The organism is Aliivibrio fischeri, from assembly GCA_038993745.2.
GTDB classification, from domain to species: Bacteria; Pseudomonadota; Gammaproteobacteria; order Enterobacterales; family Vibrionaceae; genus Aliivibrio; species Aliivibrio fischeri_B.
The window spans coordinates 1,178,951-1,205,707 of sequence record CP160630.1 but is presented as its reverse complement, the minus strand read 5'-3'; the positions used below and the strand labels follow the sequence as shown (position 1 = coordinate 1,205,707).

21 protein-coding genes and 2 pseudogenes are annotated in these 26,757 nt (G+C 38.3%); 17 read left to right on the top strand and 6 right to left on the bottom strand.

Annotated elements, in window-relative coordinates; translation table 11 throughout:
- Positions 1–180 precede the first annotated feature (180 nt).
- Positions 181–1,911 (top strand): hypothetical protein, encoded by a 1,731-nt coding sequence (locus AAFX60_019780; GenBank protein XDF79381.1) that lies wholly within the window; start codon positions 181–183, stop codon positions 1,909–1,911.
- 76 nt (positions 1,912–1,987) lie between these two features.
- On the opposite strand, the gene AAFX60_019775 is transcribed toward AAFX60_019780, so the two are convergent.
- Positions 1,988–2,452: a DUF1097 domain-containing protein gene (locus AAFX60_019775; GenBank protein ID XDF79380.1), complete on the bottom strand. Its 465-nt coding sequence runs from the start codon at positions 2,450–2,452 to the stop codon at positions 1,988–1,990.
- A gap of 518 nt (positions 2,453–2,970) precedes the next feature.
- On the opposite strand from AAFX60_019775, the gene AAFX60_019770 reads away from it, so the two are divergent.
- The gene (locus AAFX60_019770) at positions 2,971–5,616 is read left to right on the top strand and encodes a beta-N-acetylhexosaminidase (protein XDF79379.1); all 2,646 of its coding nucleotides are present in this window, start codon (positions 2,971–2,973) and stop codon (positions 5,614–5,616) included.
- Between the two features lie 119 nt (positions 5,617–5,735).
- On the opposite strand, the gene AAFX60_019765 is transcribed toward AAFX60_019770, so the two are convergent.
- From AAFX60_019765 to AAFX60_019755, 3 genes and pseudogenes are all read right to left on the bottom strand, one after another.
- Positions 5,736–6,464 carry an oligogalacturonate-specific porin KdgM family protein gene (locus AAFX60_019765; protein XDF79378.1) on the bottom strand — a complete coding sequence of 243 codons (729 nt, stop codon included), beginning with the start codon at positions 6,462–6,464 and terminating at the stop codon, positions 5,736–5,738.
- Between the two features lie 79 nt (positions 6,465–6,543).
- Positions 6,544–7,854 (bottom strand): annotated as a pseudogene (locus AAFX60_019760) (sulfatase).
- Positions 7,855–7,889: 35 nt separating this feature from the next.
- Positions 7,890–8,099 (bottom strand): twin-arginine translocation signal domain-containing protein, encoded by a 210-nt coding sequence (locus tag AAFX60_019755; protein ID XDF79377.1) that lies wholly within the window; start codon positions 8,097–8,099, stop codon positions 7,890–7,892.
- A 410-nt stretch (positions 8,100–8,509) separates the two neighbouring features.
- Here AAFX60_019755 and agaR point away from each other — a divergent pair, with 410 nt between their 5' ends.
- The 11 genes and pseudogenes from agaR (at position 8,510) to AAFX60_019700 (ending at position 18,505) form a co-directional block, all read left to right on the top strand.
- Positions 8,510–9,286: a transcriptional repressor AgaR gene (gene agaR, locus AAFX60_019750; GenBank protein XDF79376.1), complete on the top strand. Its 777-nt coding sequence runs from the start codon at positions 8,510–8,512 to the stop codon at positions 9,284–9,286.
- 47 nt (positions 9,287–9,333) lie between these two features.
- Positions 9,334–10,635: a tagatose-bisphosphate aldolase subunit KbaZ gene (gene kbaZ / locus AAFX60_019745; GenBank protein ID XDF79375.1), complete on the top strand. Its 1,302-nt coding sequence runs from the start codon at positions 9,334–9,336 to the stop codon at positions 10,633–10,635.
- Positions 10,632–11,801: an SIS domain-containing protein gene (locus AAFX60_019740; GenBank protein ID XDF79374.1), complete on the top strand. Its 1,170-nt coding sequence runs from the start codon at positions 10,632–10,634 to the stop codon at positions 11,799–11,801. The genes kbaZ and AAFX60_019740 overlap by 4 nt, the downstream gene beginning before the upstream one ends.
- 14 nt (positions 11,802–11,815) lie before the next feature.
- Positions 11,816–12,316 carry a PTS N-acetylgalactosamine transporter subunit IIB gene (gene agaV, locus AAFX60_019735; GenBank protein XDF79373.1) on the top strand — a complete coding sequence of 167 codons (501 nt, stop codon included), beginning with the start codon at positions 11,816–11,818 and terminating at the stop codon, positions 12,314–12,316.
- A gap of 10 nt (positions 12,317–12,326) precedes the next feature.
- Positions 12,327–13,096 (top strand): annotated as a pseudogene (agaW, locus tag AAFX60_019730) (PTS N-acetylgalactosamine transporter subunit IIC).
- Positions 13,086–14,003: a PTS system mannose/fructose/sorbose family transporter subunit IID gene (locus AAFX60_019725; GenBank protein XDF79372.1), complete on the top strand. Its 918-nt coding sequence runs from the start codon at positions 13,086–13,088 to the stop codon at positions 14,001–14,003. The pseudogene agaW and the gene AAFX60_019725 overlap by 11 nt, the downstream one beginning before the upstream one ends.
- Positions 14,004–14,091: 88 nt before the next feature.
- A complete protein-coding gene (agaF, locus tag AAFX60_019720; protein XDF79371.1) occupies positions 14,092–14,529 on the top strand; it encodes a PTS galactosamine/N-acetylgalactosamine transporter subunit IIA in 438 nt (145 codons plus the stop codon).
- 1 nt (position 14,530) lies between these two features.
- A complete protein-coding gene (gene nagA, locus AAFX60_019715; protein XDF79370.1) occupies positions 14,531–15,673 on the top strand; it encodes an N-acetylglucosamine-6-phosphate deacetylase in 1,143 nt (380 codons plus the stop codon).
- 101 nt (positions 15,674–15,774) lie between these two features.
- A complete protein-coding gene (kduI, locus tag AAFX60_019710; GenBank protein ID XDF79369.1) occupies positions 15,775–16,605 on the top strand; it encodes a 5-dehydro-4-deoxy-D-glucuronate isomerase in 831 nt (276 codons plus the stop codon).
- A gap of 69 nt (positions 16,606–16,674) precedes the next feature.
- Entirely contained in the window at positions 16,675–17,430 is a 756-nt protein-coding gene (gene kduD / locus AAFX60_019705) for a 2-dehydro-3-deoxy-D-gluconate 5-dehydrogenase KduD (protein XDF79368.1), read from the top strand.
- 25 nt (positions 17,431–17,455) lie between these two features.
- Positions 17,456–18,505, top strand: coding sequence for a glycoside hydrolase family 88 protein (locus tag AAFX60_019700; protein ID XDF79367.1), 1,050 nt, complete (start codon positions 17,456–17,458; stop codon positions 18,503–18,505).
- Positions 18,506–18,591: 86 nt separating this feature from the next.
- Here AAFX60_019700 and AAFX60_019695 read toward each other — a convergent pair whose 3' ends face one another.
- The gene (locus AAFX60_019695) at positions 18,592–19,422 is read right to left on the bottom strand and encodes an FTR1 family protein (protein XDF80163.1); all 831 of its coding nucleotides are present in this window, start codon (positions 19,420–19,422) and stop codon (positions 18,592–18,594) included.
- A 154-nt stretch (positions 19,423–19,576) separates the two neighbouring features.
- Positions 19,577–21,985, bottom strand: coding sequence for a polysaccharide lyase 8 family protein (locus AAFX60_019690; GenBank protein ID XDF79366.1), 2,409 nt, complete (start codon positions 21,983–21,985; stop codon positions 19,577–19,579).
- 220 nt (positions 21,986–22,205) lie between these two features.
- Here AAFX60_019690 and AAFX60_019685 point away from each other — a divergent pair, with 220 nt between their 5' ends.
- From AAFX60_019685 to AAFX60_019670, 4 genes are all read left to right on the top strand, one after another.
- Positions 22,206–22,445, top strand: a complete 240-nt coding sequence (locus tag AAFX60_019685) for a hypothetical protein (protein ID XDF79365.1) — start codon at positions 22,206–22,208, stop codon at positions 22,443–22,445.
- Positions 22,421–23,437 (top strand): anaerobic sulfatase maturase, encoded by a 1,017-nt coding sequence (locus AAFX60_019680; protein XDF79364.1) that lies wholly within the window; start codon positions 22,421–22,423, stop codon positions 23,435–23,437. Before AAFX60_019685 ends, AAFX60_019680 begins: the two co-directional genes overlap by 25 nt.
- A 40-nt stretch (positions 23,438–23,477) precedes the next feature.
- The gene (locus AAFX60_019675; protein XDF79363.1) at positions 23,478–25,070 is read left to right on the top strand and encodes a sulfatase-like hydrolase/transferase; all 1,593 of its coding nucleotides are present in this window, start codon (positions 23,478–23,480) and stop codon (positions 25,068–25,070) included.
- Positions 25,071–25,161: 91 nt separating this feature from the next.
- Positions 25,162–26,679 (top strand): DUF2264 domain-containing protein, encoded by a 1,518-nt coding sequence (locus tag AAFX60_019670; protein XDF79362.1) that lies wholly within the window; start codon positions 25,162–25,164, stop codon positions 26,677–26,679.
- Positions 26,680–26,757 lie beyond the last annotated feature (78 nt).

Below are 26,757 nucleotides of genomic sequence, written 5' to 3'. Positions count from 1 at the left end.
ATTAAAAATAAAAACAATATATTATGTTTTTTATTGGTGCTCATTATAGCTTGGAGATTTGATGAATTATATGTTGGTTATATTTAATGATCAATTGATTTGTAAATTTAAATTAGAATAAATTTATAGTAATAATATTTTATTCTCTGTGATTTAAATTATATTTAATTAGGATGTTATATGATAAAGAAATCATTTGTCAGTTTGATACTTATTGCAACTATTATGTTAATTGGATGTGGTAGTGAACCTGAATCTTTTAATTTATTGGAACCGACAGTAGAACGGGTTGATGATTCAGCCCCACATTTAGTCACGTTTTCGTGGACTGAGTCCATAGGTGCGGCAAGTTATACACTGTGTAGAAAAAATATTAATTTAATAAATAACTGCGCTTTTTTAGGTTCAAGTTTTGAACAAGAGTTAACAGTAAATTTATATGGACCACTAAATAATTTTTCATCTAGTTTTTTTGTTATTGCTAATGGAGATAATGATGTTATATCAAATGAAGTATCACTATCATTTGAATCTATAATGAAATTAGTAACATATATTAAAGCATCTAATATCGGTATTGGAGATGAGTTTGGAGGAGCTGTCTCGTTATCAGCTGATGGGCTGACGTTGGCTGTTGGTGCATTAAATGAAAGCAGCGGAGATGTGAATAATAAGCTAGACAATACTTGGAATGCATCTGGTGCAGTTTATATTTATCGCTTTGAGAATGATCGTTGGGTAGAGCAAGCTTATATTAAGGCATCTAATGTAGGAAGTGGTGATAATTTTGGAAATTCAGTTTCACTTTCATTTGATGGTAATAGATTGGCTATTGGAGCAAGAGGAGAAGATAGTGGTGATATAAATAGTGCCGACAATAATATTCAAACTGATTCAGGTGCTGTTTATATTTTTGAGTTTGATGGCTCAACATGGGTTGAACAAAGCTATATTAAAGCATCTCATATAGGAATGGGTGATGGTTTTGGGGGGATAGTTTCATTATCTTCAGATGGAAATACATTAGCAGTAGGAGCAAAATATGAAGATAGCGGAGATGCTAACAATAGTTTAGATAATACAGCTTCAGCATCTGGAGCTGTTTATGTTTATCGATTTGATGGAGAGAATTGGATTGAACAATCGTATATTAAAGCGTCTAACATAGATGTAAATGATCAGTTTGGATCTTCACTTTCATTAGCTGCTGATGGGAATACACTGGCTGTTGCTGCTGTTTATGAAGATAGTAGATTACCTACTAATGAAACAGATAATACAGCTAAAGATTCAGGTGCTGTTTATATTTATAGATATTTTCATGATTTGAGTTGGGTTGAACAATCCTATATCAAAGCAATTAATATTGATTCAAACGATTACTTTGGGAGCTCAGTTTCGCTTTCTTCTGATGGTAATACGCTAGCTGTAGGATCTAGAAATGAAGACAGTAATGCTCAACATAATCCCTTAGATGGTAATGCTGTAAAATCAGGTGCAGCTTATATTTATCGTTTTGATGGCTCTCATTGGAATAATCAAAGTTATATTAAAGCTTCGAATTTAGACGAAAATGATCAATTCAGTGGCTCCATTTCCCTATCATCTGATGGAATGACTCTCGCTTTAGGAGCTAAAAAAGAAGATAGTGGTAATTGGGAAAACGCTCAGGATAACTCCGCTTTAGACTCAGGTGCCGTTTATGTTTATCGGTTTAACGGTTCTGCTTGGCTTGAGAAAAATTATATTAAAGCGCTAAACATAACCGAAGATGATCATTTTGGAGAAGTTATTTCTCTCTCGGCAGATGGAAATATATTAGCAGTTGGAGCGAAGAGTGAAGACAGTAAAGATGCCCGTGATAGCTATGATGATAATGGTTTAAATTCAGGCGCAGCTTATATATTTTAGTTTGACATGAAGTACTATTGAAGAAAAGTGAAGAGTCTTCTCTTCACTTAAATTATGCTTATGGTTTAGAAAACGCCTAATTTACAACCTTGTCAATTAGGCGTTTATTTAGCCATAAACCAGATGTTTTCATCGCATAAGCAAATATAACACCCAAAACTAGTGATGGAATAACAAGTTGCCAATTACCATTGGAAGCAAAAGTAGCGCAAGAACCAATAAATGTACCAGGAATAAAGCTTAGCCATGATTTTTTAGCTTGAGCACACATAAAGAAAGCAACAATGGCAGTAATGATATAACCAATGATCTCTAAGCTCATCATGGATGATAATTTTATGATTACCATAGCCCAGAAAACACCACTTAAATTAGTCGCAATACTTAATCCAATGCCTTTAATGCCATCAATAGGGGAGGCGAAGTAGGTAGTACATCCTAAAAACCCCGCCCAACTTAATAAACCTAAGCTTATGGCTACCCAGCCCCAAACTCCTGAAAGAATACCTGTAGTAATTGCGATTGCAATCAATGTGCTCATAACTTTGCCTGTGTTGTCTGTTTGCTAATTAGTAATAATAGTGATTTATTGAAATTATTTTAGTGATGTAACTCTCTTAAAGTAGTTACGCTTACATCTATTTTCTTTTGAATTGAGATGGCAATCGATTACGGAGTGAGTTAAATTAATTTATGAATATAATTGAGTTGTTTTGGAATAAAATTTCATATAGTTGTAAAACTTTATTTCAAAGTGAATTAAGTCTATTAACACCAATTATATGCAGTGCTTGTCGTAAAGTTTTGTATTGATAATTACCAACTTAACAGTAAATGTGCTTTGAATCACATAATGATAATTATATCTTTAATAAATAAATGGAATTGCATTCTGTTATAAGTTGACGTGAATCGCATTAAAATAATTTATACCGCAAAATATAAAAATAAGTGTGATTTAGAGCAAAATTGCGAATTTACTTAATTTGTAAAGTCAAAAAAGTTTCGTATTGTAATTCCAGATTCGAAATTAAATTACTCATAATGGAATTGTATATCATGTTTAAGAAAACGCTTTTATCAACCCTAATACTAGCTGGTCTAGCAGGCTGTTCATCAACATCATCTGAGCAGTCAGCGGTTAATCAACTAGCTGAAAACCTAGATATTAACTACACAGTTATTACAAACCAAGGTGCTGATGACGGTCTTGCATGTAAAGAGCTTCAAGCTGAGTGGGCATCATGTAACAAAGTAAACATGACGTTAACTAATACAGGTGAAGCTATTGATTCAAAAGATTGGACAATTTATTTCCACAGCATCCGTTTAATTTTAGATGTTGAAAACGACCAATTTAAAATTACTCGCGTAACGGGTGATTTGCATAAACTTGAACCAACTGAAAAGTTTGATGGTTTTGCGGCAGGTGAAGAAGTGGTTATTCCACTGATCGCTGAATACTGGCAATTATTTGAAACTGACTTTATGCCGGGTGCATTTGTAACGGCTCCAGGTGCAGAAGCTCGTAATATCATTTCTTTAGATACAGAAGATACAGGCGAATACGTAGATGAAATCATCGGTGTTCAACTAAAACGTACTCTTGCTGATAATAACGTTGTAGCAACAGCAAACACACGTTTTGAGAAGAACGCCGATGTTGTTGAAGAGAATGTGGCAGGTCACATTATTCCAACACCATTAAAAACAACACTAACGAACAAAACGGTAGATTTAGCTAAAGGTATCTCTATTACTGCAAACGGAATTGATGCTGACCAACTTGCAGCGTTAAATCAACGTGCAGAACTACTTGGCCTTGAAACTGCGGGTGAGTACCCAGTATCAGTTTCTGTTGATAAGAAACAATTTAAAGACGGTGTATCTGGTGCATACAAACTAGATGTGACTGAAGGTAAAGCAACGGTTGTAGCATTTGACCAAGCGGGCGCATTCTACGGCGTACAATCTTTACTTGCTCTAGTAAGTTTAGATAACTCAGAAATCCCAACGTTAAACGTAGAAGATGCTCCACGTTTTGAATACCGTGGTGTAATGGTTGACGTAGCTCGTAACTTCCACTCAAAAGAAGCAATTCTAGCGACTGTTGACCAAATGGCGGCATACAAGCTGAACAAACTACACCTTCACTTAACTGATGATGAAGGTTGGCGTTTAGAGATCCCTGGTCTTCCTGAGCTAACGGATATTGGTGGTAATCGTTGTTTTGATGAGACAGAAACCTCTTGTCTATTACCTCAACTAGGTTCTGGTGCTGATTCAGATAACTTTGGTTCTGGCTACTTCACAACAGAAGATTACCTAGAAATCTTAACTTACGCGAAAAACCGTAACATTGAAGTGATTCCAGAAATCGATATGCCAGCTCACTCACGTGCAGCAGTTATGTCAATGGAAGCGCGTTACGCACGTCTTGCTGCTGAAGGTAAGATGGAAGAAGCGAACCAATACCGTCTGATGGATCCAAAAGATGAATCAAACGTAACTACGGTTCAGTTCTACAACAAACAAAGTTTTATCAACCCATGTCTAGATTCATCTGCTACGTTTGTAGATAAAGTAATCACAGAAGTTGCAGCAATGCATAAAGCGGCAGGTGTTCCTCTATCAACATGGCACTTCGGTGGTGATGAAGCGAAAAACATCAAACTTCACGCTGGTTTCCAAGACATCAACGATGAAGAGAAAATTGCATGGAAAGGGGATTTAGATCTATCTAAACAAGATTTCCCATTTGCAAAATCGCCACAGTGTCAGTCTCTGATCGCAAGCGGTGAAGTTGCTGATTTCGAACATTTACCAAGCCACTTCGCAGAGCAAGTATCTAAGATCGTTGCTAAGCAAGGTATCCCACACTTCCAAGCATGGCAAGATGGTCTAAAACACTCTGAAGATGCAGATGCATTCGCAACGGAATCAGTACGTGCTAACTTCTGGGATACATTGTACTGGGGCGGTGGTGCTTCAGCTTACGAATGGGCTGAAAAAGGTTATGACGTAGTTATCTCTAACCCAGATTACGTTTACATGGATTTCCCATACGAAGTGGATGCAAAAGAGCGTGGTTACTACTGGGCAACACGTGCAACAGACACTCGTAAGATGTTTGGTTTTGCACCAGAAAACTTACCTCAAAATGCGGAAACATCAGTAGACCGTGACGGTAATGGCTTTGAAAGTGCGGGTACAGTAACACCTAAGAAACCTTTCTACGGTCTATCTGCTCAACTTTGGTCTGAAACAGTACGTACTGATGAGCAATATGAATACATGGTGTTCCCACGTGTTATTGCAGCGGCTGAGCGTGCATGGCATGAAGCATCTTGGGAAAATGAATACAAAGCAGGTGTTAAGTATTCTCTACAAACAAACCTAGTAGATAAGAAAGCACAATTAGCTGATTGGACTAAATTTGCAAACACAATGGGTCAACGTGAATTAGCTAAGCTTGAAAGAGCGGGTATTGATTACCGTCTACCAATCCCAGGTGCAGAAATTGCGAACGGTGAGCTAAGTATGAACATTTCATTCCCAGGTGTAACGCTACAATACTCTGTAGATGGCGGTAAAACATGGGCTGAATACGACAATGCAAACAAACCAAAAGTAACTGGTGACGTTCAAATTCGTTCAGCATCATTTACTGGTGAGCGTGTTAGCCGTGTAACTAGCGTTAAGTAATTTACGTTAGAAACATAAATTCAGTCATTAAATAATCAAACGGCACTTCTATTATAGAAGTGCCGTTTTTTTATTGGCTTATATAAACAAATATATTATGTGTTTACTTAAGTCGATAATTACCATGTGTATTTGATACCAACACGGTAACGAGTTTGACGGTTATCGCTGTAGCTATCTTGGCGTACATTACCCACTTCAACAAATGGGCGCCATTTCGTACCATCAGGGTTTACAAAACTATACATGATGCGGAAATTGTGGAGATAGTCGTAGCTTTCATTATCAAATTGAGGTTTTGCATCATCATCGGTTTCATTCCAAATCTGAAACTCGTATTGGAAATCCCATTTTCCCGTGTTGTAACCAAGCCATGTATCTAACTCTTGAATTTTTGATGTGTATTTTTCACCTGCTGCGTTAGTTTGTGAATAATCCCAGATTTTCCATTTATAACGTGCTTGTGCTCTAAATCCATTATCAAAAGAGTGGTTTACACGAACATATGGAACATACACTAAACCATCAGGGTTAAAATCGAGTGATGAACCCAATAGTCCCGTTGTGTTTTCTGCTATTTTATCGTAGTAGAAAATCGAAAGCTCTGAACCATTCATACTCATTTCATCGTACATTTGGTCTTGATCTTTATTGTTGTATCTTGCATCCAATTCAAAGCCGATATTCTTCCCTGTATCTAAGAACATTTTCACTCTGTCAGCATGCTTATTATTGCCATCTTTATATTCATGGCGATATTCCACTGTTGTTTTATAGTCATTAGCTAGGGCTTGTGTTGTAAATATTGCTAAACCAGAAGCGATAATAACTTTATAAGATTGTTTCATAATATTCCCTATTTATTGTTATGGGTGTTTCACTGCTAAATCTTGAATTTGTGTTCATTGTTATTTTTTAAATATGTGTTTAGGTGTACGCATTGGCGGTGTTTTTAGGTACTTCTGTTGGACGCCATGGGTCACCAGTATGCTCAAGCCAAGGCATGAGTTCGTTCTGAATTAATTGAGAGATGAGTTCGGGTTGTTGTTCAGCAATGTTTTTCATTTGATAAGGATCTACTTGATTATCATGAAGAACATAAGTTAATGGCTTACCTATTTTTCTATCGATCATCAGTGTGTATTGCTTATTTCGAATTCCACGACGACCGTAAGATTGTCCGCCATAAGGCATAAAGGTATAAAATTGAGAGGTGGGTTTAATATCGCCACTTTCACTTTTAACTGTTTTTGAGAAATCAGTACCTTCTACGGTATCTGGAATTAAATCGTCCATACCCATTAATCCAAATAGGGTTGGGTAGATATCAGGTGCTGAAAAAAGAAGATCATCGGATTTAGGTGCAATTTTTCCCGGCCAGCGGAACATCATTGGAATTCGCATCGCTTCTTCATAATGTACATTTTTGGTCGGATTACCATTTGACCCCATACAGCAGCCGTGATCGGAGAAGAAAACAACTAAGGTATCTTTCGCAAGATTTAAGGCATCTAGTTCATCGACAATACGACCAAATTGCTCATCAACACCATTGACCATCGCCATGTATTCTTTGAAATATTCAGGGCCATATCCTTCTAGATATTCTTTATCCCATTGAACATTTGGACGAGAGTTTAATGTTTTTGAACTTTCTTTGAATCTATCAAGATATTTTTGAGGTACTTGATCATAAGGAGAATGAGGAGGGTTCATCGAAACAACAAGCGTAAATGGCTTATCATTATCGCGGTAGTTGCCGTTTTCATTGCGTAAATATTTAATAGCTATATCGGCCTCATGTTCAGGACTCCATTGGTTGATATGAAGAGGCTGATCTCGAGGTGTATCGTTAGTCCAATACATTGGTGTTAAATGTTTATCATAGGTGCCGTATGAATACCAAAAATCAAAACCATGACGACGATCTGGTGCTGTCCAGTCATTCCAGTAGCGACCTTCCATTGGATTGTTATAACTTGGAACAAAAGGGGCTTCTGGCGCATCTAAATGCCATTTACCAATATAGCCCATGCTATAACCTTGCTGACTTAAAATGTCTGACCATGTGGATTGATTCTTTTTTAATTCAATTCCGAAGTCTTTACCGCCAAACATTCCTGGTGTGGCTGTATGGCTATTTCCTTGGATCCCATTGCGGTAAGGGTATTGTCCTGTCATCAACATTCCACGAAATGGAGTACATAACGGAAAATTAGATACTGCTTGTTTAAGAACGGCACTATCTTTAGCAAATCGATTTAAGTTTGGCGTTAGAGATGGATCTTCCCCATAAAGCCAAGTGCTTGTGCTCTCATTTCATCAGGAAATATGATTAACAAATTTGGACGTTTAATTTTATGCGCCAAGTCGGCCATTGAGTTAGTTGCCCCTGTTTTTTGGCAACCAGACAATACTGATGTTGCAGCTATAGCTCCTGTCGCGGCTGCACCTTTCAATATGTCTCTACGTGTAATAGACATTGAGTCTCCTTACTAAATTGAATTGTAGGGTTTTCGTTATTGTTTATTTTTCTTCGAAAGCTTGCGGATCGTAAGTGATCGAAAGTTAACTTGCTGTGTTAGTGATCACAAAATCTGAGAGTACTGTTGAATTTTTAACCGTCCACTATTTTCCTTTTTTGCAGATCTAAAGATAAATGAAAGGCAAGTCGCATTAACTATGGGATTTATTTGGTATTTTTGCTTTCAAAGAGTAATATATGAAGAAATACGAAAAATAACGTAAGATAAAAACAAAGCGAAGATTATCGAAAGAATGTGAAAGAGATCAAAAGTTTCATACTTCCATATTGTAGGAATAATTTTTAGGTGTAAGGTTAATTCGAAATCAAACGAAAGAGATTTCGTTGATTTAAGGAGACAAGTAAAAAATGATGAGTGCTGTCGAAAGGCGCATGGAAATCGTAAACGTGGTTAATCAAGATGGTAAAGCACGTGTAGAGGACCTTGCTGCACGATTTGATGTCTCTAGTGTCACTATTCGCAGTGACCTGAGCTTTTTAGAAAAGAATGGGTATGTTGTTCGTTCTCATGGGGCGGCTATTCCAAATACTGGTGTGATTGCTGAACTTACGGTTCATGAAAAACGTCATCAAAATATTGGAACAAAGTCTTCTATTGGTTACGCAGCAGCACAACTGATTGAAAATGGTGACACCGTTATTCTAGATTCTGGTACGACTACGCGAGAAATTGCATCTAACTTAAAGTCGTTAGAGCAAGCGGTAGTCATGACTAATGGTCTGGATGTAGCTATGGAGTTAGCATCAGCTTCTGGTATAGAAGTATTGATGTCGGGTGGAGTTCTTCGTAAGAAAGCTCTCTCTTTTTCTGGCTCTCAAGCTGAAGCCAGCTTAAAAAATTATCGTTTCGATAAAGTGTTTTTAGGTGTTGACGGCTTTGATTTGAGATCGGGTATCACTACACATAATGAACAAGAAGCAAGCCTTAACCGACTTATGTGTGATATTTCAGAGCAAGTGATCGCAGTTGCAGATTCAACCAAATTTGGTAAACGCAGCTGTCATATGATCAGAGAATTCGGAAATATTGATATCTTAGTTACTGATTCTGATATTCCTGAAGAGTACCTACAAGGTCTCCGTGAAATGAAAGTTGAAGTAATCATTGTCGAAAAAGAAAAGTAACCGACCTAACTCCATAGCTGCATTCGGATGCAGTATGGAGTTAGTAAATGAACACCTTTCAACTTCTTGTACAGCGTCACAAAGCGGGTGAGCAAAACGGAATTTATTCGGTTTGTTCTGCTCATCCGTTAGTTATCGAAGCGGCGCTTTCTCAAGCTTTAAGCGATGACTCCTTGCTACTTATTGAGGCAACTTCTAATCAAGTTGATCAATTTGGTGGCTATACAGGAATGAAGCCTGCTGATTTTCGAGACTTTGTACTACAGCTAGCAAAATCACTTAATTTCCCAACCGAAAAACTCATTCTTGGTGGTGATCACCTTGGTCCAAATCGTTGGCAGAAACTAACAGCAGCAGAAGCAATGCTGAATGCTGATGATCTTATCGCCGCTTATGTTGCTGCTGGATTTAAGAAGATCCATTTAGATTGCAGTATGTCTTGTGCCGATGATCCAACCCCTTTATCTGATGAAATCGTCGCTGAACGTGCTGCTAGATTGGCTAAAATAGCAGAAGATACGGCAGTTTCTTCTTTTGGTCATAGCGATCTTGTTTATGTTATTGGTACAGAAGTTCCGGTACCGGGTGGTGCTGCTGAGGAGTTAGATACACTTCAAGTTACTTCACCAGAAGCAGCAAGAAAAACCATTCAATCCCATCAATTTGCATTTGAACGAGCAGGCGTAGCTGATTGTTGGCAACGTGTGGTTGGCTTAGTTGTACAACCAGGTGTTGAATTTGATCATACTGGTGTTATTGATTATCGCTCAGAAGAAGCTTCGGAGTTAAGTAAAGTAGTTGATGACTTTGAACACATGGTTTTTGAAGCGCACTCTACAGATTATCAAACAGATAAAGCGTATCAAGCTCTTGTAAGAGATCATTTTGCTATTTTGAAAGTAGGCCCCGCGCTGACCTTTGCCTTGCGTGAAGCGTTATACAACCTATGTGATATCGAAGAACAATTGATACCAAAAGCACATTGTTCAGATTTGCGTGAACATATCGAAAAAGAAATGTGTGACTCTCCAGAATATTGGCAACCATATTATCAAGGTAATGAAGCCCAGCAGCGTTTCTCTCGTAGCTACAGCTTTAGTGATCGTATTCGTTATTACTGGCCAGATGAAAAAATTAATCAGGCGCAGAATACTTTGTTTACTAATTTATCTCGTAATGGCATTCCGCTTCCATTACTTAGTCAGCATTTATCATCCCAATTTCGCTCGGTTCGTGAAGGGCAATTGAGCTTAGAACCCAAAGAGCTTGTTCTCGATAAGATCCGTCAAACACTTCGTAGTTATGCGAAGGCTTGTAAACAAAATAAAGAAGAAGGCGTTGCATTATGAATCACTACCTTGGTTACTCAGAATCAGAATTAGAAACGCTTTCTGGTTTTTGGACTGCGAAAGAAATTACTCAACAACCGGAAAGTTGGCGCCGAACTGACTTAATCATTCAAGACAATATAGCGGAAATCTCGTCGTTTATAGATAAGTGGAATACGAATTCTGAGCGTCGAATTATATTAACGGGAGCGGGTACTTCAGCATTCGCAGGACAAGCGGTTGCTCCGGCATTATCAAAAGTATTACAACAACGTGTGGAAGCGATTTCAACGACTGATCTTGTCTCTAATCCGGCAGAATATTTTGCAGAAGATATTCCTACGTTATTGGTTTCTTTTGCTCGCTCTGGTAATAGTCCAGAAAGTGTTGCAGCAGTTGATTTAGCTAATCAATGTTTAACTAATTGTCATCATCTTATTTTAACTTGCAATGGTGAAGGGGCGTTATTTAGTCAATTTCAGCATCAAGATAACGCTCTTGTATTACTGATGCCAGAAGAAACTAATGATAAGTCATTCGCAATGACCTCTAGTTTTTCGTCAATGACTTTAGCTTGTTTTTCTGTTTTAACGCACAAAAATAACAGTTCGAAAGAAATCGAAAGTATTTGTAAGTGTTCTGAGGAGTTGATCAAAGAAATTAATTCCAATGTTAGAGATACTGCTTCCCATGATTTTAGTAGGGTTATTTATTTAGGTAGCGGTGGTTTGAAGGGATTAGCACAAGAGTCTGCATTGAAATTATTAGAACTGACTGCGGGTAAAGTTGTTGCTTGTTTTGATTCCCCACTTGGCTTTCGTCATGGTCCAAAGTCCATTGTTAATAATGAAACCATGATTGTTGTTTTCATTTCAAATGACCCATACACCCGTCAATACGATTTGGATCTTTTAGCTGAACTTCGTCGTGACAATATTGCTAAAAAAGTTATCGCAATTACCGCTCAACTTAATGACGTAGTTGCAGATGAAAACGTAATTCGTGTACCTATGATGGAAAACGCGTCAGATGTTGAGTTGCTGTTTCCTTACATGTTGTTTGCTCAAGCTTACGCATTCCATCGTTCTGTTGCACTAGGAAATACTCCTGACAACCCGTGCCCTACAGGTGAAGTTAATCGTGTTGTTCAAGGCGTCAATATTCATACTTTTAATAATAAAGATTAAAGCAGGGAAATATTATGACTGGACCACAAATCGTTTGGACGCGTATTGATGAGCGTTTACTGCATGGACAAATTCGAATTACTTGGGGAAAACATTCCGAAGCTAATTTGATTCTTGTTGCTAATGATGAAGCTGCTGAGGGCCCTAATGCTGCGTTTATGCAAGCAGGCATGAAAGCCTCTGCAGGCGGTGAATATGCCGTGCGTTTCTTTTCAATTCAAAAAACCATTGATGTGATTCATAAAGCATCGCCAAAACAGAAGATTTTTATCTTATGTAATAACCCTACTGACGTTGCTCGTTTGGTAGAAGGCGGCGTTCCAATTACACATTGTAATGTAGGCAATATGCATTACCACGATGGTAAACGTCAAATTGCGAAAACCGTTTCTGTAGATAAAACCGATATTTTAGCGTTTGAAAAAATGGTGGAAAAGGGCGTGACATGCACGGTTCAAAATACACCAGATCAAACACCAATTAACGTTCTTGAACTAGCAAAAACAGCAGCCTAGGTAGGTACTTATGTTATTTGAAGCAAGTTTAGTGGCAGTGTGGGCATTCTTCTGTGGTATCGATAAATACGATGTCGCATTGAATATCCATAGACCACTTATCACAGGACCTGTTGTTGGTCTAATTATGGGCGATATGCAAATTGGCTTAATCGCTGGTGCAACACTGGAACTCGCATGGTTAGGTCTCGTGCCTAACGCTGGGCCCAGCCGCCAGATGTAACTATGGGTACGATTGCTGCTGTAGCATTCGCTGTAATGACAGGACAATCACCAGAAGTTGCTATGGGTGTTGGTATGCCTATCGCAGTATTAATGCAAATGCTTGTTATCGGTTTCTTTGCTATGACCTCATTTACCATGGGTAAAGCAGATAAATACGCTGAAGAAGCGAATACAAATGGCATTGATTTTCTCTTACTTTCCACGATTACAATGCGTTCAATGCTCTACGCTGTGATTGCCTTCTTGACCGTTTATTTTGGTGAACATGGCGCAGCTTGGATTGATGCTAATGCTCCGAAAACTCTATTAGAAGGATTAGGTATCGGGGCGAAAATGGTTCCTGCAATTGGTTTTGCAATGCTATTGAAAATCATGTGGTCAAAAGAAGTGGCGGGTGTGTTCTTTATCGGTTTTGTAATGACAACGTATTTACAGCTTCCGATCATGGCCGTGGCAATTTTAGGGGCATCAGCAGCCGCTCTATATTACTTCTTTAGTGGAAATGGAAACAAAAATTCAAATCAAGAATTTGAGGACTTTGAAGATGGTATCTAAAACAGAAAATCCGAACGCTTTAATTGACGGCATTGATGAGTTTCAAGGTACTCAAGTGGCGAATCCTAAGAGCTTGGTTGATGGTATCGACGAATACCAAGACAAGGAAGTTCGTAAAGTTATCTCGAAAAAAGATCTTTGGAAATGTGCAATTCGTGGCCTTTTCATGGAAGGGAACTTCAACTTTGAACGTATGCAAGGTGGTGGCTTTGCTTACTCAATTGTTCCTGCACTGAAGAAGATTCATGGTAATAACAAACGTGATTTAGCAACGGCAACTAAGAACCATCTTCAGTTCTTTAATGCGAGTCCTAAACTGTTTACTTTCCTGCTAGGTACTGCCATTGCAATGGAGGAAAACAAGGAAAAACCGTCTACAGTAAATGTAATGAAAGTAGCGGGTATGGGACCTACTGGTGGTATTGGTGATGCAATTGACCATATGACTCTTATGCCGTTAACGTTGGCGTTAGGTGCATCAATTGCAATGCAAGGCTCTATTGCAGGACCGTTTGTTTTCTTCATTTTGTATCAAATTGTGCACTTCTTTGTGTATTTCGGTTTGATGTTTATGGGATATAAAGCCGGTACAGCAGCCATGGTTAACATGAGCGATGCGACTGAGAAATTAGCCAAAGCGGCAAATATCATGGGTATCTTTGTTATTGGTGCATTGTCGGCATCCTTTATTAAAGTTCAAACCACCTTATCTCTCGAACTCGGAGGGAAAGTCGTTGAACTTCAAACCGCACTGTTTGACAAGATAATGCCTAATATTTTGCCACTAGCATTGGTGTTCTTCATGTTAAAAATGGTGAAAGGTACTGGTTTTTGGGCGAAACCTCCTGTGTTGATTTTCTCAACGTTAGCCGGTGGTGTTATTGGTCACTATCTAGGTATTTTGTAACACAAAAAGAAATGAAGTCGTATAAGGGGATTCTCCCATCCCCTTAATTTCAAAGCATTATAAAAGCATTGGTAACAAGGATTAAATCATGATTGGTATTGTAGTTTCAGGCCATATTAATTTTGCTACAGGGGTTGAGTCAGCAGTAAAAGCCATTGCTGGTGAACAAGAACAAATGGAGTTTGTCGATTTTGTTGAATCTATGTCGACAGATGAATTAGAACAAGCATTACGAGCTGCTGCAAAGCGTGTTGATTCTGGTGAAGGGGTACTTTTCTTAACTGATATCCCAGGTGGTTCACCTGCAAATCGTGCTTTAACCATTTTAATGGATACTGAAAATGTTGAGTTGATTGGCGGTGCAAACCTACCAATGATAGCAAATGCTGCATTTGAACGTGATGATACAACAGTAAAAGAATTAGTAACGACATTATTAGAAATAGGCTCTTCATGTATGCAAGACATGCGATTACAGCTTGAATTGTTCATGGAACCAGAACCTGAATGTGAAGATGGGTTGTAATATGCGTTACGCTTTATATCCACAACGTGTGTTTGTTGCTGATGGCATTAAAGAACATCATTACGTCATAGTGAATGATGGGAAAATAGAAGCAATAACAGCATGTGAACCAACGGATTGCGAGATTTTGCCATTAGAAGGAAAAACCTTGTTGCCGGGGTTTATCGACATTCATATCCATGGGCGAGCAGGCGCTGATGTTATGGACGCGACGCCAGAAGCATTGCAAACCATTTCTGATGCTTTGCTTCAAACAGGGGTTGTTGCTTGGGTTGGAACAACGGTAACGGCACCTTGGGATAGTATTGTTAGCTCAATCGATACGGTAAAAACGTGGTTAGATAAACCTCAACAGTGTGGTGCTGAGTTATTAGGTAGCTTTCTAGAAGGTCCATATTTTACAGAAGTGCATCGTGGCTCGCATCCAACCGCTTATTTAAAATCGCCAAGCATTCAAGAGTTAGAAGAACTTTATGACGTAGCGGCGCATTCACTATTACGAGTAGCGATAGCTCCTGAAGCTGATGGTGCAATGGAAGCCATTCAATGGCTGCAAAGTCAAAACATCAAAACCTCTGTCGCTCATACAGATTCGACGTTTGATCAAGTTACTCAAGCGCATCAATTAGGTGCCGATTGTGGTGTCCATTTGTTTAATGGTATGCGTGGTTTACATCATAGAGAACCCGGTTGTACAGGAGCTGTTTTGTATCATGACATGCTTGCTGAATTAATTGCTGATGGTGTGCATGTTCATCCTGTAATGATGCAGCTCGCTTATCGCATGAAAGGGTATCAGCAAATTGCACTTATTACGGACTGTATGCGAGCTGGCGGTTTAGAGGATGGTGAGTACCAACTTGGTGCACAAACCATCACTGTAGCTAAAGGGGAAGCGAGAACAAAATGTGGTTCGCTTGCTGGAAGCACATGCAGTTTAGATAGTGCGTTAAGAAATATGATTCAGCTAAGTGAAGTACCTGAATGGGAGGCGGTGCAAATGGCAACATTGGTTCCTGCCAAATATTTAGGCATTGATGATCGCTTAGGCAGCATTGCACCAGAAATGGAAGCAAGCTTTGTGGTGGTAAATCAAGACTTCGCTGTTCAGAACACCATGATTAAAGGTAAGTGGGTTTATTAACTCTCGCCATTTTTATTAAAGATTCATAGCTATCTAAATAAACATCTAATAATGAATTATTTAGATAGCTATAACACAAAACAATGTTTTAGAGGTTTAAAATGGAAATTCGTCAACCGATTCATAGCGATCACGCAAAACAACTAGATACAGCAGGATTGCGTGAACAATTCCTTATTGAAGGGATGTTTCAAGAAAACCAAATTACTCTTACATACAGTCATATTGACCGCATTATTGTTGGTGGTGTTGTACCTACATCAGAAAGTGTTCCATTTGAAGGTGGAAAAGAAATTGGTGTGGATTTCTTTTTGCAACGTCGTGAACTAGGCATTATTAATATTGGTCAAGCAGGCCGAGTGATTGTTGATGGTGTGACTTATGATATTGCTGCTCGTGAAGCCATGTATGTAGGCATGGGAGCTGAAGAGATCAGTTTTGAAAGCGTTGATCAACAAGATCCTGCTCGTTTTTATTTAAATTGCGCGCCAGCACATCATGCTTATCCAACTCGTAAAATTACACGTGAAGAAGCTTCTCCTGAAACATTGGGTAATCAAGAAAACTGCAACGTTCGAACCATTTACAAATACTTGCACCCATCAGTACTGCCAACGTGCCAACTATTAATGGGAATGACTGAATTAGCACCAGGCAGTCTATGGAACACCATGCCTTGTCATACTCATGAACGTCGTATGGAAGTGTATTTATACTTTGATATGAAAGACGACAACATTGTTTTCCATTACATGGGCGAGCCTCAAGAGACACGTCATATGGTTGTTCGAAATGAACAAGCCGTTATTAGCCCTAGTTGGTCTATTCATTCAGGCGTTGGTACATCGTCATACACGTTCATTTGGGGCATGGTTGGTGAAAACCAAACTTTCCATGATATGGACCATGTAGCAATGACAGATATTAAATAGTCATTTTAATTTTATTGTTATGTTGCTGGTATCTATCGGCAGCATATATCGAGAATAGTAGGAACGAACATGAAACTTTTTGATTTAACAGGCAAAGTTGCCATTGTTACAGGGTGTAATACGGGTCTTGGTCAAGGTATGGCACTTGGTTTAGCGAAAGCGGGAGCAGATATTGTTGGTGTTGGTCATCAAGCCGCTCCCGAAACTGAAGAACAAGTGAAAGCATTAGGTCGTAAATTTCATTACATTACTGCAAACCTAATGAAGCAAGAAGGATTAGAAGAACTGGTTGCTGAAGCGGTTGAAGTAATGGGGCACGTTGATATCTTAATTAATAATGCAGGTATTATTCGCCGTGAAGACTTACTAAAATTCTCAGAGCAAGATTGGGATGACGTAATAAATATTAACCAAAAAACGTTATTCTTCCTTTCTCAGAAAGTCGCTAAGCAATTTGTTAAGCAAGGAAATGGCGGCAAAATCATCAATATTGCTTCTATGTTGTCATATCAAGGAGGGATCCGCGTTCCTTCTTATACCGCAAGTAAATCAGCGGTTATGGGGTTAACTCGTGCCCTAGCGACTGAGCTTGCAGAACATAATATCAATGTTAATGCGATTGCTCCGGGTTACATGGCAACGGATAATACGGCAGCATTACGCGCAGATGAAGATCGAAATGCCGCTATTTTAGAGCGTATTCCTGCAAATCGTTGGGGATTACCTTCTGATCTTGAAGGACCTGCAATCTTCCTAGCATCACCTGCAAGTGACTATATTAATGGTTATACGATTGCGGTTGATGGTGGCTGGTTAGCTCGTTAATCTAAAGAACAGAAGGAACAGCAAAATGACATTAGGAACAAAGCAAGACGTATTACAAGCGATGAAGCGAGTTTATCGCTACCAAGCTGAAAACCAAACAAGAAGTGTAGTAAGACGCAGTGGTAAGACCCGTTTTATTAAAGATACTGATTGGGAACGTGGTGTTTTTTGGTCGTGTGTTGCCGCGGCATGGAAAGAGACGGGAGACACTGAATATCTGGATGGTGTAAAAAATTATGCTCTACATACTGGATTCAGAACTGGATCTAATGCTCGTTTTGCTGATGACCATGTTTGTTGCCAAGCCTACCTTGATATTTATTCTGAATTTAACCAACCCGAAGCCTTAGAGCCAACCATTAAGGCGCTTGATATTATGGTTAATGAACCAGAGCTAGGCCGTAAAGATTGGTGGTGGTGTGATTCATTATTTATGGCGCCGCCAGCTTTTGTTGCATTATCAAAGCAAACAGGTGATTCAAAATACTTGGATTACATGAATACTGCTTTTTGGGATTCAGCAGAGCATTTATTAGATACAGAAACGGGTTTGTATTATCGTGACTATCGCTATATTCCAAATGGAAATGGTGAAGAGTTACGAGAAGAAAACGGCAATAAGGTATTTTGGAGTCGTGGTATTGGATGGGTACTAGCATCAGTTCCTCGTATTCTAGCGAATATGCCTGAAGACTACATGAATCGTTCTGAGTACATTACTCTATTTACACATTTAGCAGCTGAAGTAATTAAATATCAGCAAGACGATGGTTTTTGGCGTACTAGCCTATTAGCTCCTGAAAACTTCCCTGCACCAGAAAGCAGTGCAACTGCTCTGTTTTGTTATGGTTTAGCATGGGGCGTTAATACTGGTGAGTTGGATAAAGAAACTTACTTACCAGTTATTGAAAAAGCGTGGGCAGCATTACTTGAATGTATTCACGATAACGGCATGATTGGTTGGGTACAGCTACCAGCCTTTAATCCACGTGACGTTAAGTTTGAGCATAACATCGATTATGGTGCGGGTGCTTTCGTGCTAGCAGCAACAGAGGTTGCGAAGTTAGCCGAATAAATATTTCTCAGAAATGTTGAATACAAAAAGCCGATCATGTGATCGGCTTTTTTTATTTATTGACTCTGCGTGGTTTTATTTAATCACTAAGCTACTTTTTTTGCTTTCATTAATTTATTTGTTTGATTTTTGGTTAATACAAAAAGAATACTTAATGTAGCAATATAAGCGATCAACTGAGCTAAGCTCGGCTTTTCTGTATATCCAAACATTACGTGAATAAATAAGCCAAACCAATTTGAATGATGATCAAGTAAGGCGGTGCTATTCCATAATGGATTGATAATTGGATTAATTAATCCTGCTGAAGTAAATTTACTTACAGCATTCATTGCCATACCCGCAGCTAAAAATGACATTAAGACTGCAAAGAAGTTGAATACTTTACCAAGATTGATTCTGATGAAACCAAAGTACATTGCAACGCCTGCTGCAATCGCACCAGCAGCTCCAATTAAACTGCCACTTAAGATTGCAAGCCCTGTTGTTTCACTATCACTTGTTAGACCTAAAAGAAATAATACAACTTCAATACCTTCACGGAAAACACAAAAGAAAGCGACCAAACTTAATGAAAATAAAGGTTTATTGTTTTCTTTGATATTATTTACAGAGGCTTTTATATCTTGAGAAGCTTTCATTCCGTTTGATTTCATCCAAATAACGGTATAACCAATTAAAATACTAGATAACGCTAGGATGATTCCTCCTGTTATTTTTCCTTCAATTAGTGTCGTAATAGTTGCGTTGTTTAACGCTAAAATGGCTAGCAATACAGAGAGAAGAACTCCTGCTCCTGTTCCTCCTAAAATCCATTTTGATCTGTTGGGTATATCTTTTGTTGCGGCTAAAAGCAAAGAAACAATAATGGCCATTTCTAAGCCTTCTCTAAATACAATCGTTATACTGGCAAACATAAAAAACATCCTATTTCATTGAGTAAAATCATAGTAATGCAAATCATTATCAATTTCATTTGTATTTATGGAAACTTATATTGATAAAATAAAGAATAAGTAGAAAGGTAAGAGAAAGGCCACAAGAGACAATTCTTGTAGCCTTAGTGGTAGTTTAGTCTTGAATTGTTACTTGGAAAGAATAAGATTGTCCCTGTAAACCAGAGGTATTAATGGTAAGTGTTGTGCCATTTAATGCCACACGATTTTCAATATCTTCTTTAATTACAATACCTTGTTTATCAAAGGTAAAGTTTACGCTATCAATAGTCTGAATTGGTTCACTAACTGCAACAGTGAACGTATTTGAACTTTCTTCTTTAATCATAAAGCCCATCATTGAGTTCAGTGTAATAGTGTCTGTGATATTAACGGGACTATTTTTCCAATTATTTGCGGCAATGATATTTAAGGTGTTTTCTTGTACCGCGTGTGCTTGTTCATCTTGGCGTAGAACTGTGACATCAGGATGTTGAGCATAGGTTTGTACAGCATCATTGTTTTGATTAGGAAGTAGGGCATATTGATAATCTGCCTGATTTACTTGAGTTAATGTCGCTTGTAAGTACGAGTCTGAAACATCACCTTTGCTATTGCCAATATCACTCCAATTACCATCTACATTATTTTGGCTTATTGATATGGTTTTAGGCGTTAACATAACATAGCTTAAGTCACTGTTAGCGAGTGTTTTATTACGAATGCTAAAAGTAGTTGGTACTCCTTGATATGGTAATACTGCTTGCTCTGTACCATCAATAAATAATTGTGTATCTGTTAAGCGCTTTCTGTTTTCAATCGTAGTTATGTTATTTCCATTGCTTTGGTCTTTAATGTTAGAGCTAAGCATGACGACTTCATTATCAAACATAAACCAAGATTTATAAGCACTTAGTGTGTCACTCCAATTATAAAATTGCATACCAGCAATCCCATAGTTGTTTAATGAAGTACTACCAACCCATTGCATATTAGTATTTACATTTCCACCTACACGTTCACCACTACAATCAGCCATGACTTGACTATCAACCGTTGTTCCCGGCATACGAGATGCATTAACGGTTGGCCAATATCCTGTGTAATGATCAAGCTGATCGTTATATAAATAGGTCATGCCATCGCCAGTAAACCAGCCTTTAAGGTTTTCACCATTCATGCATTCGTAGTTACCAATACGATATGAGTGCATCGCTAAAGCGAAAGCCCAATCATTTCGACGGTGCACAACACGGTCCATTGAAGGGTAGCTAAAGTTACCAATCAGAGGATCTTTAAGCGAAACCGTTGGATCATTAACAATATGCTGAGCAGCCTGATACGTGGATACATAGTAAATTTTATCAAAGAAGTTTTGATAAGTATCATCGGTTATTTGGGTTTTGATCAGTGATGACAGTTGTTTATTTTTATCGCTATCTGGTCCATTGGTATAGAACAACATAGAGTTGACAATATTTAATCCAACATCATGATTTTGTTCAGCGCTTCGAGAAATCGAGCGACCATTGACCATATCCATCATTGCTCCTTTATACAGCAAAGGTTCATACGATTGGTTAATGATATTGTAAACGTTGCTAATGGTTTGGTTATCCATACTCCATGGTGAGCCTGCGACTGCGTTCATTTGAATGCCTAAACCACCAAGTAATACATTGCCATATGTACCGTTATAGGCAATATCAGAGTGTTGTAAGAATGACCCATCAGTGTAATAGCCATCCCCTTCGCTCACATATTCAATAACCGCAGGAAGAGCAGCAATAGCTTGGCTGATTTCTTCACTATTGTTTTCAAGCATGCCACGAATAAGTACAACTTGAGCATTATCGGTTCGATTGCCGCCAGTGGATTCTCGATAGTTAGGATTCGTTGATTCAGCAGCACCAGGACTGACTCCTAAGTGAGTTGGGTCTGGTGTGAAATAGCGAGTAGCATTAAGGTGATTGGTTATAATGGTTTGGTAATTGTCTTTAATATCATCAAAAAGTAGCACTAAAATGTTATGAATATCTTTTGGTATTGCCAACTCCCACTGCCACCAATTGCCATATTCTAATTGATTAACAAAGTAGAAATTTTGATTTATGTAGTTCATGGCAGTCATGATGTTATTTAGCATTAATTGATTATTTTCTAAATTGCCATCACGTAAACGATAAGCCTTTGCCATGGTAAATAAACGTTGATAGGAGCTGCGTATATTAGGACCGAGTGTTGTATCTTTATCTATTAATGGTAAATCATCCCAAATTCCAGAAGCGTTTGGTTGTGGTGTCATGCTATCCCAATGTTTTTGCGCCGAACTATTGGTGCTGGTCACCATATTTTTTAGCGTTTGATCAAACGTTATAGCAGGATCACCTAAATAATTTTCAGCCCAGTTTTCTCTTACTTGCTCAAAATCACTCGGTAAATATTGTGGTGTTTGGGTATTTTTTGCAGCGTAAGCGTTTCCCGTAAATAGAAATAACATAGAGAGAGCAATCGTATTCAAACGATGTTTTTTGATCATATACATAATTGATTCCCTTTAAATATTAATGAATTTGTAAGATGCAAAATCACTTTCGATATTTTACGTTCGTAGATTAACGAAAATGAATTGGTTATTTATCGATCAATATCGCAAATTATTTATTTTTGTTTTCTTTCGTTTGTTTGTGATGTCGATCTTTAAATCTTAATTTACTTTCGTGTATTGTTGCTCTTGCTTTCAAATACTTTCGATAGGGATCGTTATGGCTTCTAATGCACAATATGCTGCTTTTCATATGATGGCAAAACCAACCAGTTTTCATTGCAACTTAAAATGCGATTACTGTTTCTACTTAGAAAAAAATGGTGTGGTGAATAAGACGGCATTTGAGCCAAGTGAAAATATGTCTAATGGAATGTTAAAGCGTTATGTACGTGATTATATCCGCTCACATCGAGGGCAAGAGGTTGATTTCTCTTGGCAGGGGGGGAACCAACATTAGCCGGCCTAGATTTTTATCGAAATGCAGTGAAATATCAGCAACAGTATGCTGAAGGTAAAATTATCACCAATAGCTTTCAAACCAATGCCGTAGCCATTAATCGTCAATGGGCAGAGTTCTTTTCTCAACACAATTTTCTGCTGGGTGTTTCTATTGATGGTATTGCTGAGGTTCATGATAAATATCGTATTTCAGTTAATGGCAAGCCTACGTTTGAGCGAGTGAAGCGAGCACTTGAATTATTAAAAGAGTACAAGGTTGAGTTTAATACATTAACGGTGATTAACGATCAAAATTGGCAACGTGGTAAAGAAACGTATCAAGCATTAAAAGAGTTAGGTTCAACTCATATGCAATTTATTCCAATTGTTGAAGTTCATGCGAATTGTCAGCAATCAACAAATGGACATTATTCTCCCTCACAAGATGCAGAGTTAACCCATTTTAGTGTGCCTGCTGATGGTTATGGGCAGTTTATGATGGCTGTGTTTAATCAGTGGGTTAGAGAAGATGTCGGTCAGGTTTTTGTTCGTATTTTCGATAGTATTTTAGGCAGTTGGATGGGATACCCAGCTTCTACTTGTGTGCAATCAAAAGAGTGTGGGCAAGCCATGGTAATAGAAGCAAATGGTGATGTTTATTCTTGTGATCATTATGTTTATCCGGCAAATAAATTAGGAAATATTGAACAAACGGCATTAGCTCAAATGGCTACAAGTAAACAACAGAAGCGTTTTGGTTCTGCGAAATCCCTTAAGTTAACTGGCCAATGTGAAGCGTGTGATGTGTATCGTTTGTGTCATGGTGGTTGCCCTAAACATCGCCTCGTTTCTCTTGATGGAGAAAAGCATAAGCACAATTATCTTTGTAAATCCTATCAGCAAATTTTTACGCAAACCGCACCTGCCATGCATTTAATGTCTCAAGCCATTCAACAAGGAGGAACCGCGATTGATGCCGTACCTCTGATTAAAAATATCCTACGTATTTAACGCAACACGATAAATTGAAAATAATAATAAGGAGTAAACAATGAACCTGTCCTCATCGAAGAAGACAGTAATTGCAAGCCTAGTTGCTGCTGCCTGTGTAGCTGCACCTTCGCTTTCTTATGCTGCAAATCACAATCCTGATCAACCTAACGTATTACTTGTCGTTATGGATGATTTAGGCACGGGCCAACTTAATTTTGCCCTAGACAGTTTGGATAAGTCTGAATTAGCTAAGCGCTCTGTCCCTGTTCGTTATCAGGGTGATTTAGATAAAATGATCGACGCTGCTCAGCGAGCGATGCCAAATGTTGAAAAACTGGCTGCAAATGGCGTTAAAATGACTAACGCATTTGTGGCCCACCCTGTTTGTGGCCCATCTCGTGCAGGGATTTTTACTGGTCGTCATCCAACAAGTTTTGGAACATACAGTAATGATGATGCAAAATTGGGTATCCCTTTAGATATCAAATTATTGCCAGCACTTTTCCAAGAAAATGGTTATCGAACAGCGACAATTGGTAAATGGCATAATGCCAAGATTAAAGGCAAAAATTTGGTTGATGAAGATAAGCGTACACGCGATTACCATGACAACCAAATTACTGTAACGCCAAAAGGTTATGGCCCAGAAGAGCGTGGTTTCGATTATTCATACAGTTTTTACGCATCGGGTGCCGCTTTATGGGATTCACCAGCTATTTGGCAAAATGGTAAAAATATCTCTGCTCCGGGTTATTTAACGCATAATTTAACCGATCAAGCGCTGAAGTTTATTGATGAAAGTGGTGACAAACCTTTCTTTGTTAACCTCGCATTTAGCGTGCCTCATATTCCATTAGAAGAAGCATCTCCTGCAAAATACATGGATAGATTTAATACTGGTAATGTTGAGGCGGACAAGTATTTTGCGGCAATTAATGCAGCAGATGAAAGCCTTGGGATTATCATGGATAACTTAGAGAAGAAAGGAGAGCTAGATAATACCATCATCTTCTTCTTGTCTGATAACGGAGCCGTTCATGAGTCTCCAATGCCAATGAATGGAATGGATAAAGGCTTTAAAGGGCAAATGTATAACGGTGGTGTCAGAGTCCCATTTGTCGCTTACTGGCCAAAACACATTCCAGCTGGTGGTGAAAGTGATTCACTGATCTCAGCATTGGATATTTTACCAACGGCTCTAGCTGCGGCAGGCATTGATATTCCTGAAGATATGCAGGTTGATGGTAAAAACATTATGCCTGTTTTAGAAGGGAAGACGGAAACATCACCTCATCAATACTTATATTGGGCAGGTCCTGGAGCGAAACATTACAGTGAAGAAAATGATGCGTTCTGGTATGGCTACTGGAAGTGGATCACCTATGAAACCAATACAATTCCGAATAACCCAAATTTAGAAAAACTGTCTAAAGGCTCATGGGCGATTCGTGATCAAGATTGGGCGTTGTATTTCTATGATGATGGTTCAAATAAGGTGAAGCTATTTAATGATAAAGAAGATCCTTCAGAGTCGATTGATTTAGCTAAAAAATACCCTGAAAAAGTGAAAGAGATGAAAAATGCTTTCTATAACTGGATTAAAGATAAACCAAAACCAGTTGCTTGGGTCAAGATCGTTATCAAATCTTAACTGAATCAGCAAAAGACTAAGTTAACGTTTTTTCTAAGCCACATGACCACCGTGTTTTGTGGCTTTTTTCGTTTTGAAAGGACAATAAATCATGAAGGTAGAAATTGAACCACAAACGTTGCGGTATCAGCCTAAGGAAATAAGAGAAACGAAGCGCCCTACGATTGCTTACGAACACCCAAATGCGTTGACCTATTTAAAATCTCTGAAAGAAAATATCATCCGATTTGCAAATAAAAAATCACTCTATACTCAACATGATGAGTATATAAAAAACGTATTTATGGATGAAAGAGTCAATTTAAAATATCACTGTGAATCCATTGTTAGCTATATCGCAGAAGCTTTTGTTCATTATTCAGTATGGGATCATAGCCATGCTTATTATCCGGGAAGACCAAGCCAACAAACAGCCAGAACTGATGCATTGGAAGGAACAAGTCGAACGTTACCAACATTAGCTGCATGGTTACACGCTAACGGGAGATTTAATACGATCATTACTGGGTTAAACCAACAACCCATTTTAGTACCTGAGATTTTACGTAAAGCCTTTTTAGCTGGAACCAACCCACAACATAAAGGCTACTGGGGAACGCTACACCATTGTGATCAAAGAGTATGTGAAAGTGCAGATTTAGCTCTGGCATTATGGATGAGCAAAGAGTGGGTGTGGGATTGTTTTTCAATCGATGAAAAGTGTCAAATCGTCACTTGGTTTAAACAGGTTAATCAGTGTGAAACCGTTGATAATAATTGGCACTTGTTTGTACTTACCGTGCAAATCGTATTGAAAGCGTTAACCGGTGAAGATGAAGTCCAATATGAAAAATACGAAAGAGTAAAAGAGTTTTATGTCGGTGATGGATGGTTTCGTGATGGGGCAAAAGGAAATTACGATTACTATAATGCGTGGGCTTTTCATTACAGTTTGTACTGGTTTACTCAAATAGATGTTGATTTTGATTCTACTTTTATAAAGAGTGCATTATCTGATTTTGTTGGTAATTATCGTTATTTCTTTGGTAAAGAAGGGTTCCCTTTTTTTGGACGTAGTGCCTGTTATCGCTTAGCTGTTGCTGCTCCATTATTAGCGGCTGTGGATCTACAAAGCGACAAAATAACGATTGGTGAAGCGAAAAGAGCTTTTCATTGTAACTTGAAATACTTTATTAGTAACGGTGCGTTAAAAGCAGGATTACCCACACAAGGGTTGTTTGATGAAGATGTTCGTTTAGTTGATAACTACAGTGGTCCTGCTAGTAGTTTATGGTCATTAAGAGCATTGAATATAGCTCTGTTTTGTGGCGAAAAAATTAACCTTTGGCAAGCTGAAGAAGCCCCACTAGCAATTGAGCAAGGCAATTTTGAATTAGATATTTCTGCTATTAATATGAAAGTACTCGGTGTATATGAAACTCAAGAAGTGATAGCTATATTTAAAAATGAATATATTCAAGATCAATCTCCGCTTAGTAGACGCTTACTTGCACCATCTCGATGGGAGCAAACAATAGAGAAAATAACCGGACGGGCAAACAGGCCAAAGAATAATTTATTAAGAAAAGGGATAACTTGCTACTCATCAAAAATGGAATCATTCTTTTAAAATTCAATATTTCATGAAAAGAGAAGCTAAAATCTTTTAAAATAGAAGAAGTTGTAGATAACGTGTAAGAATGGTTCT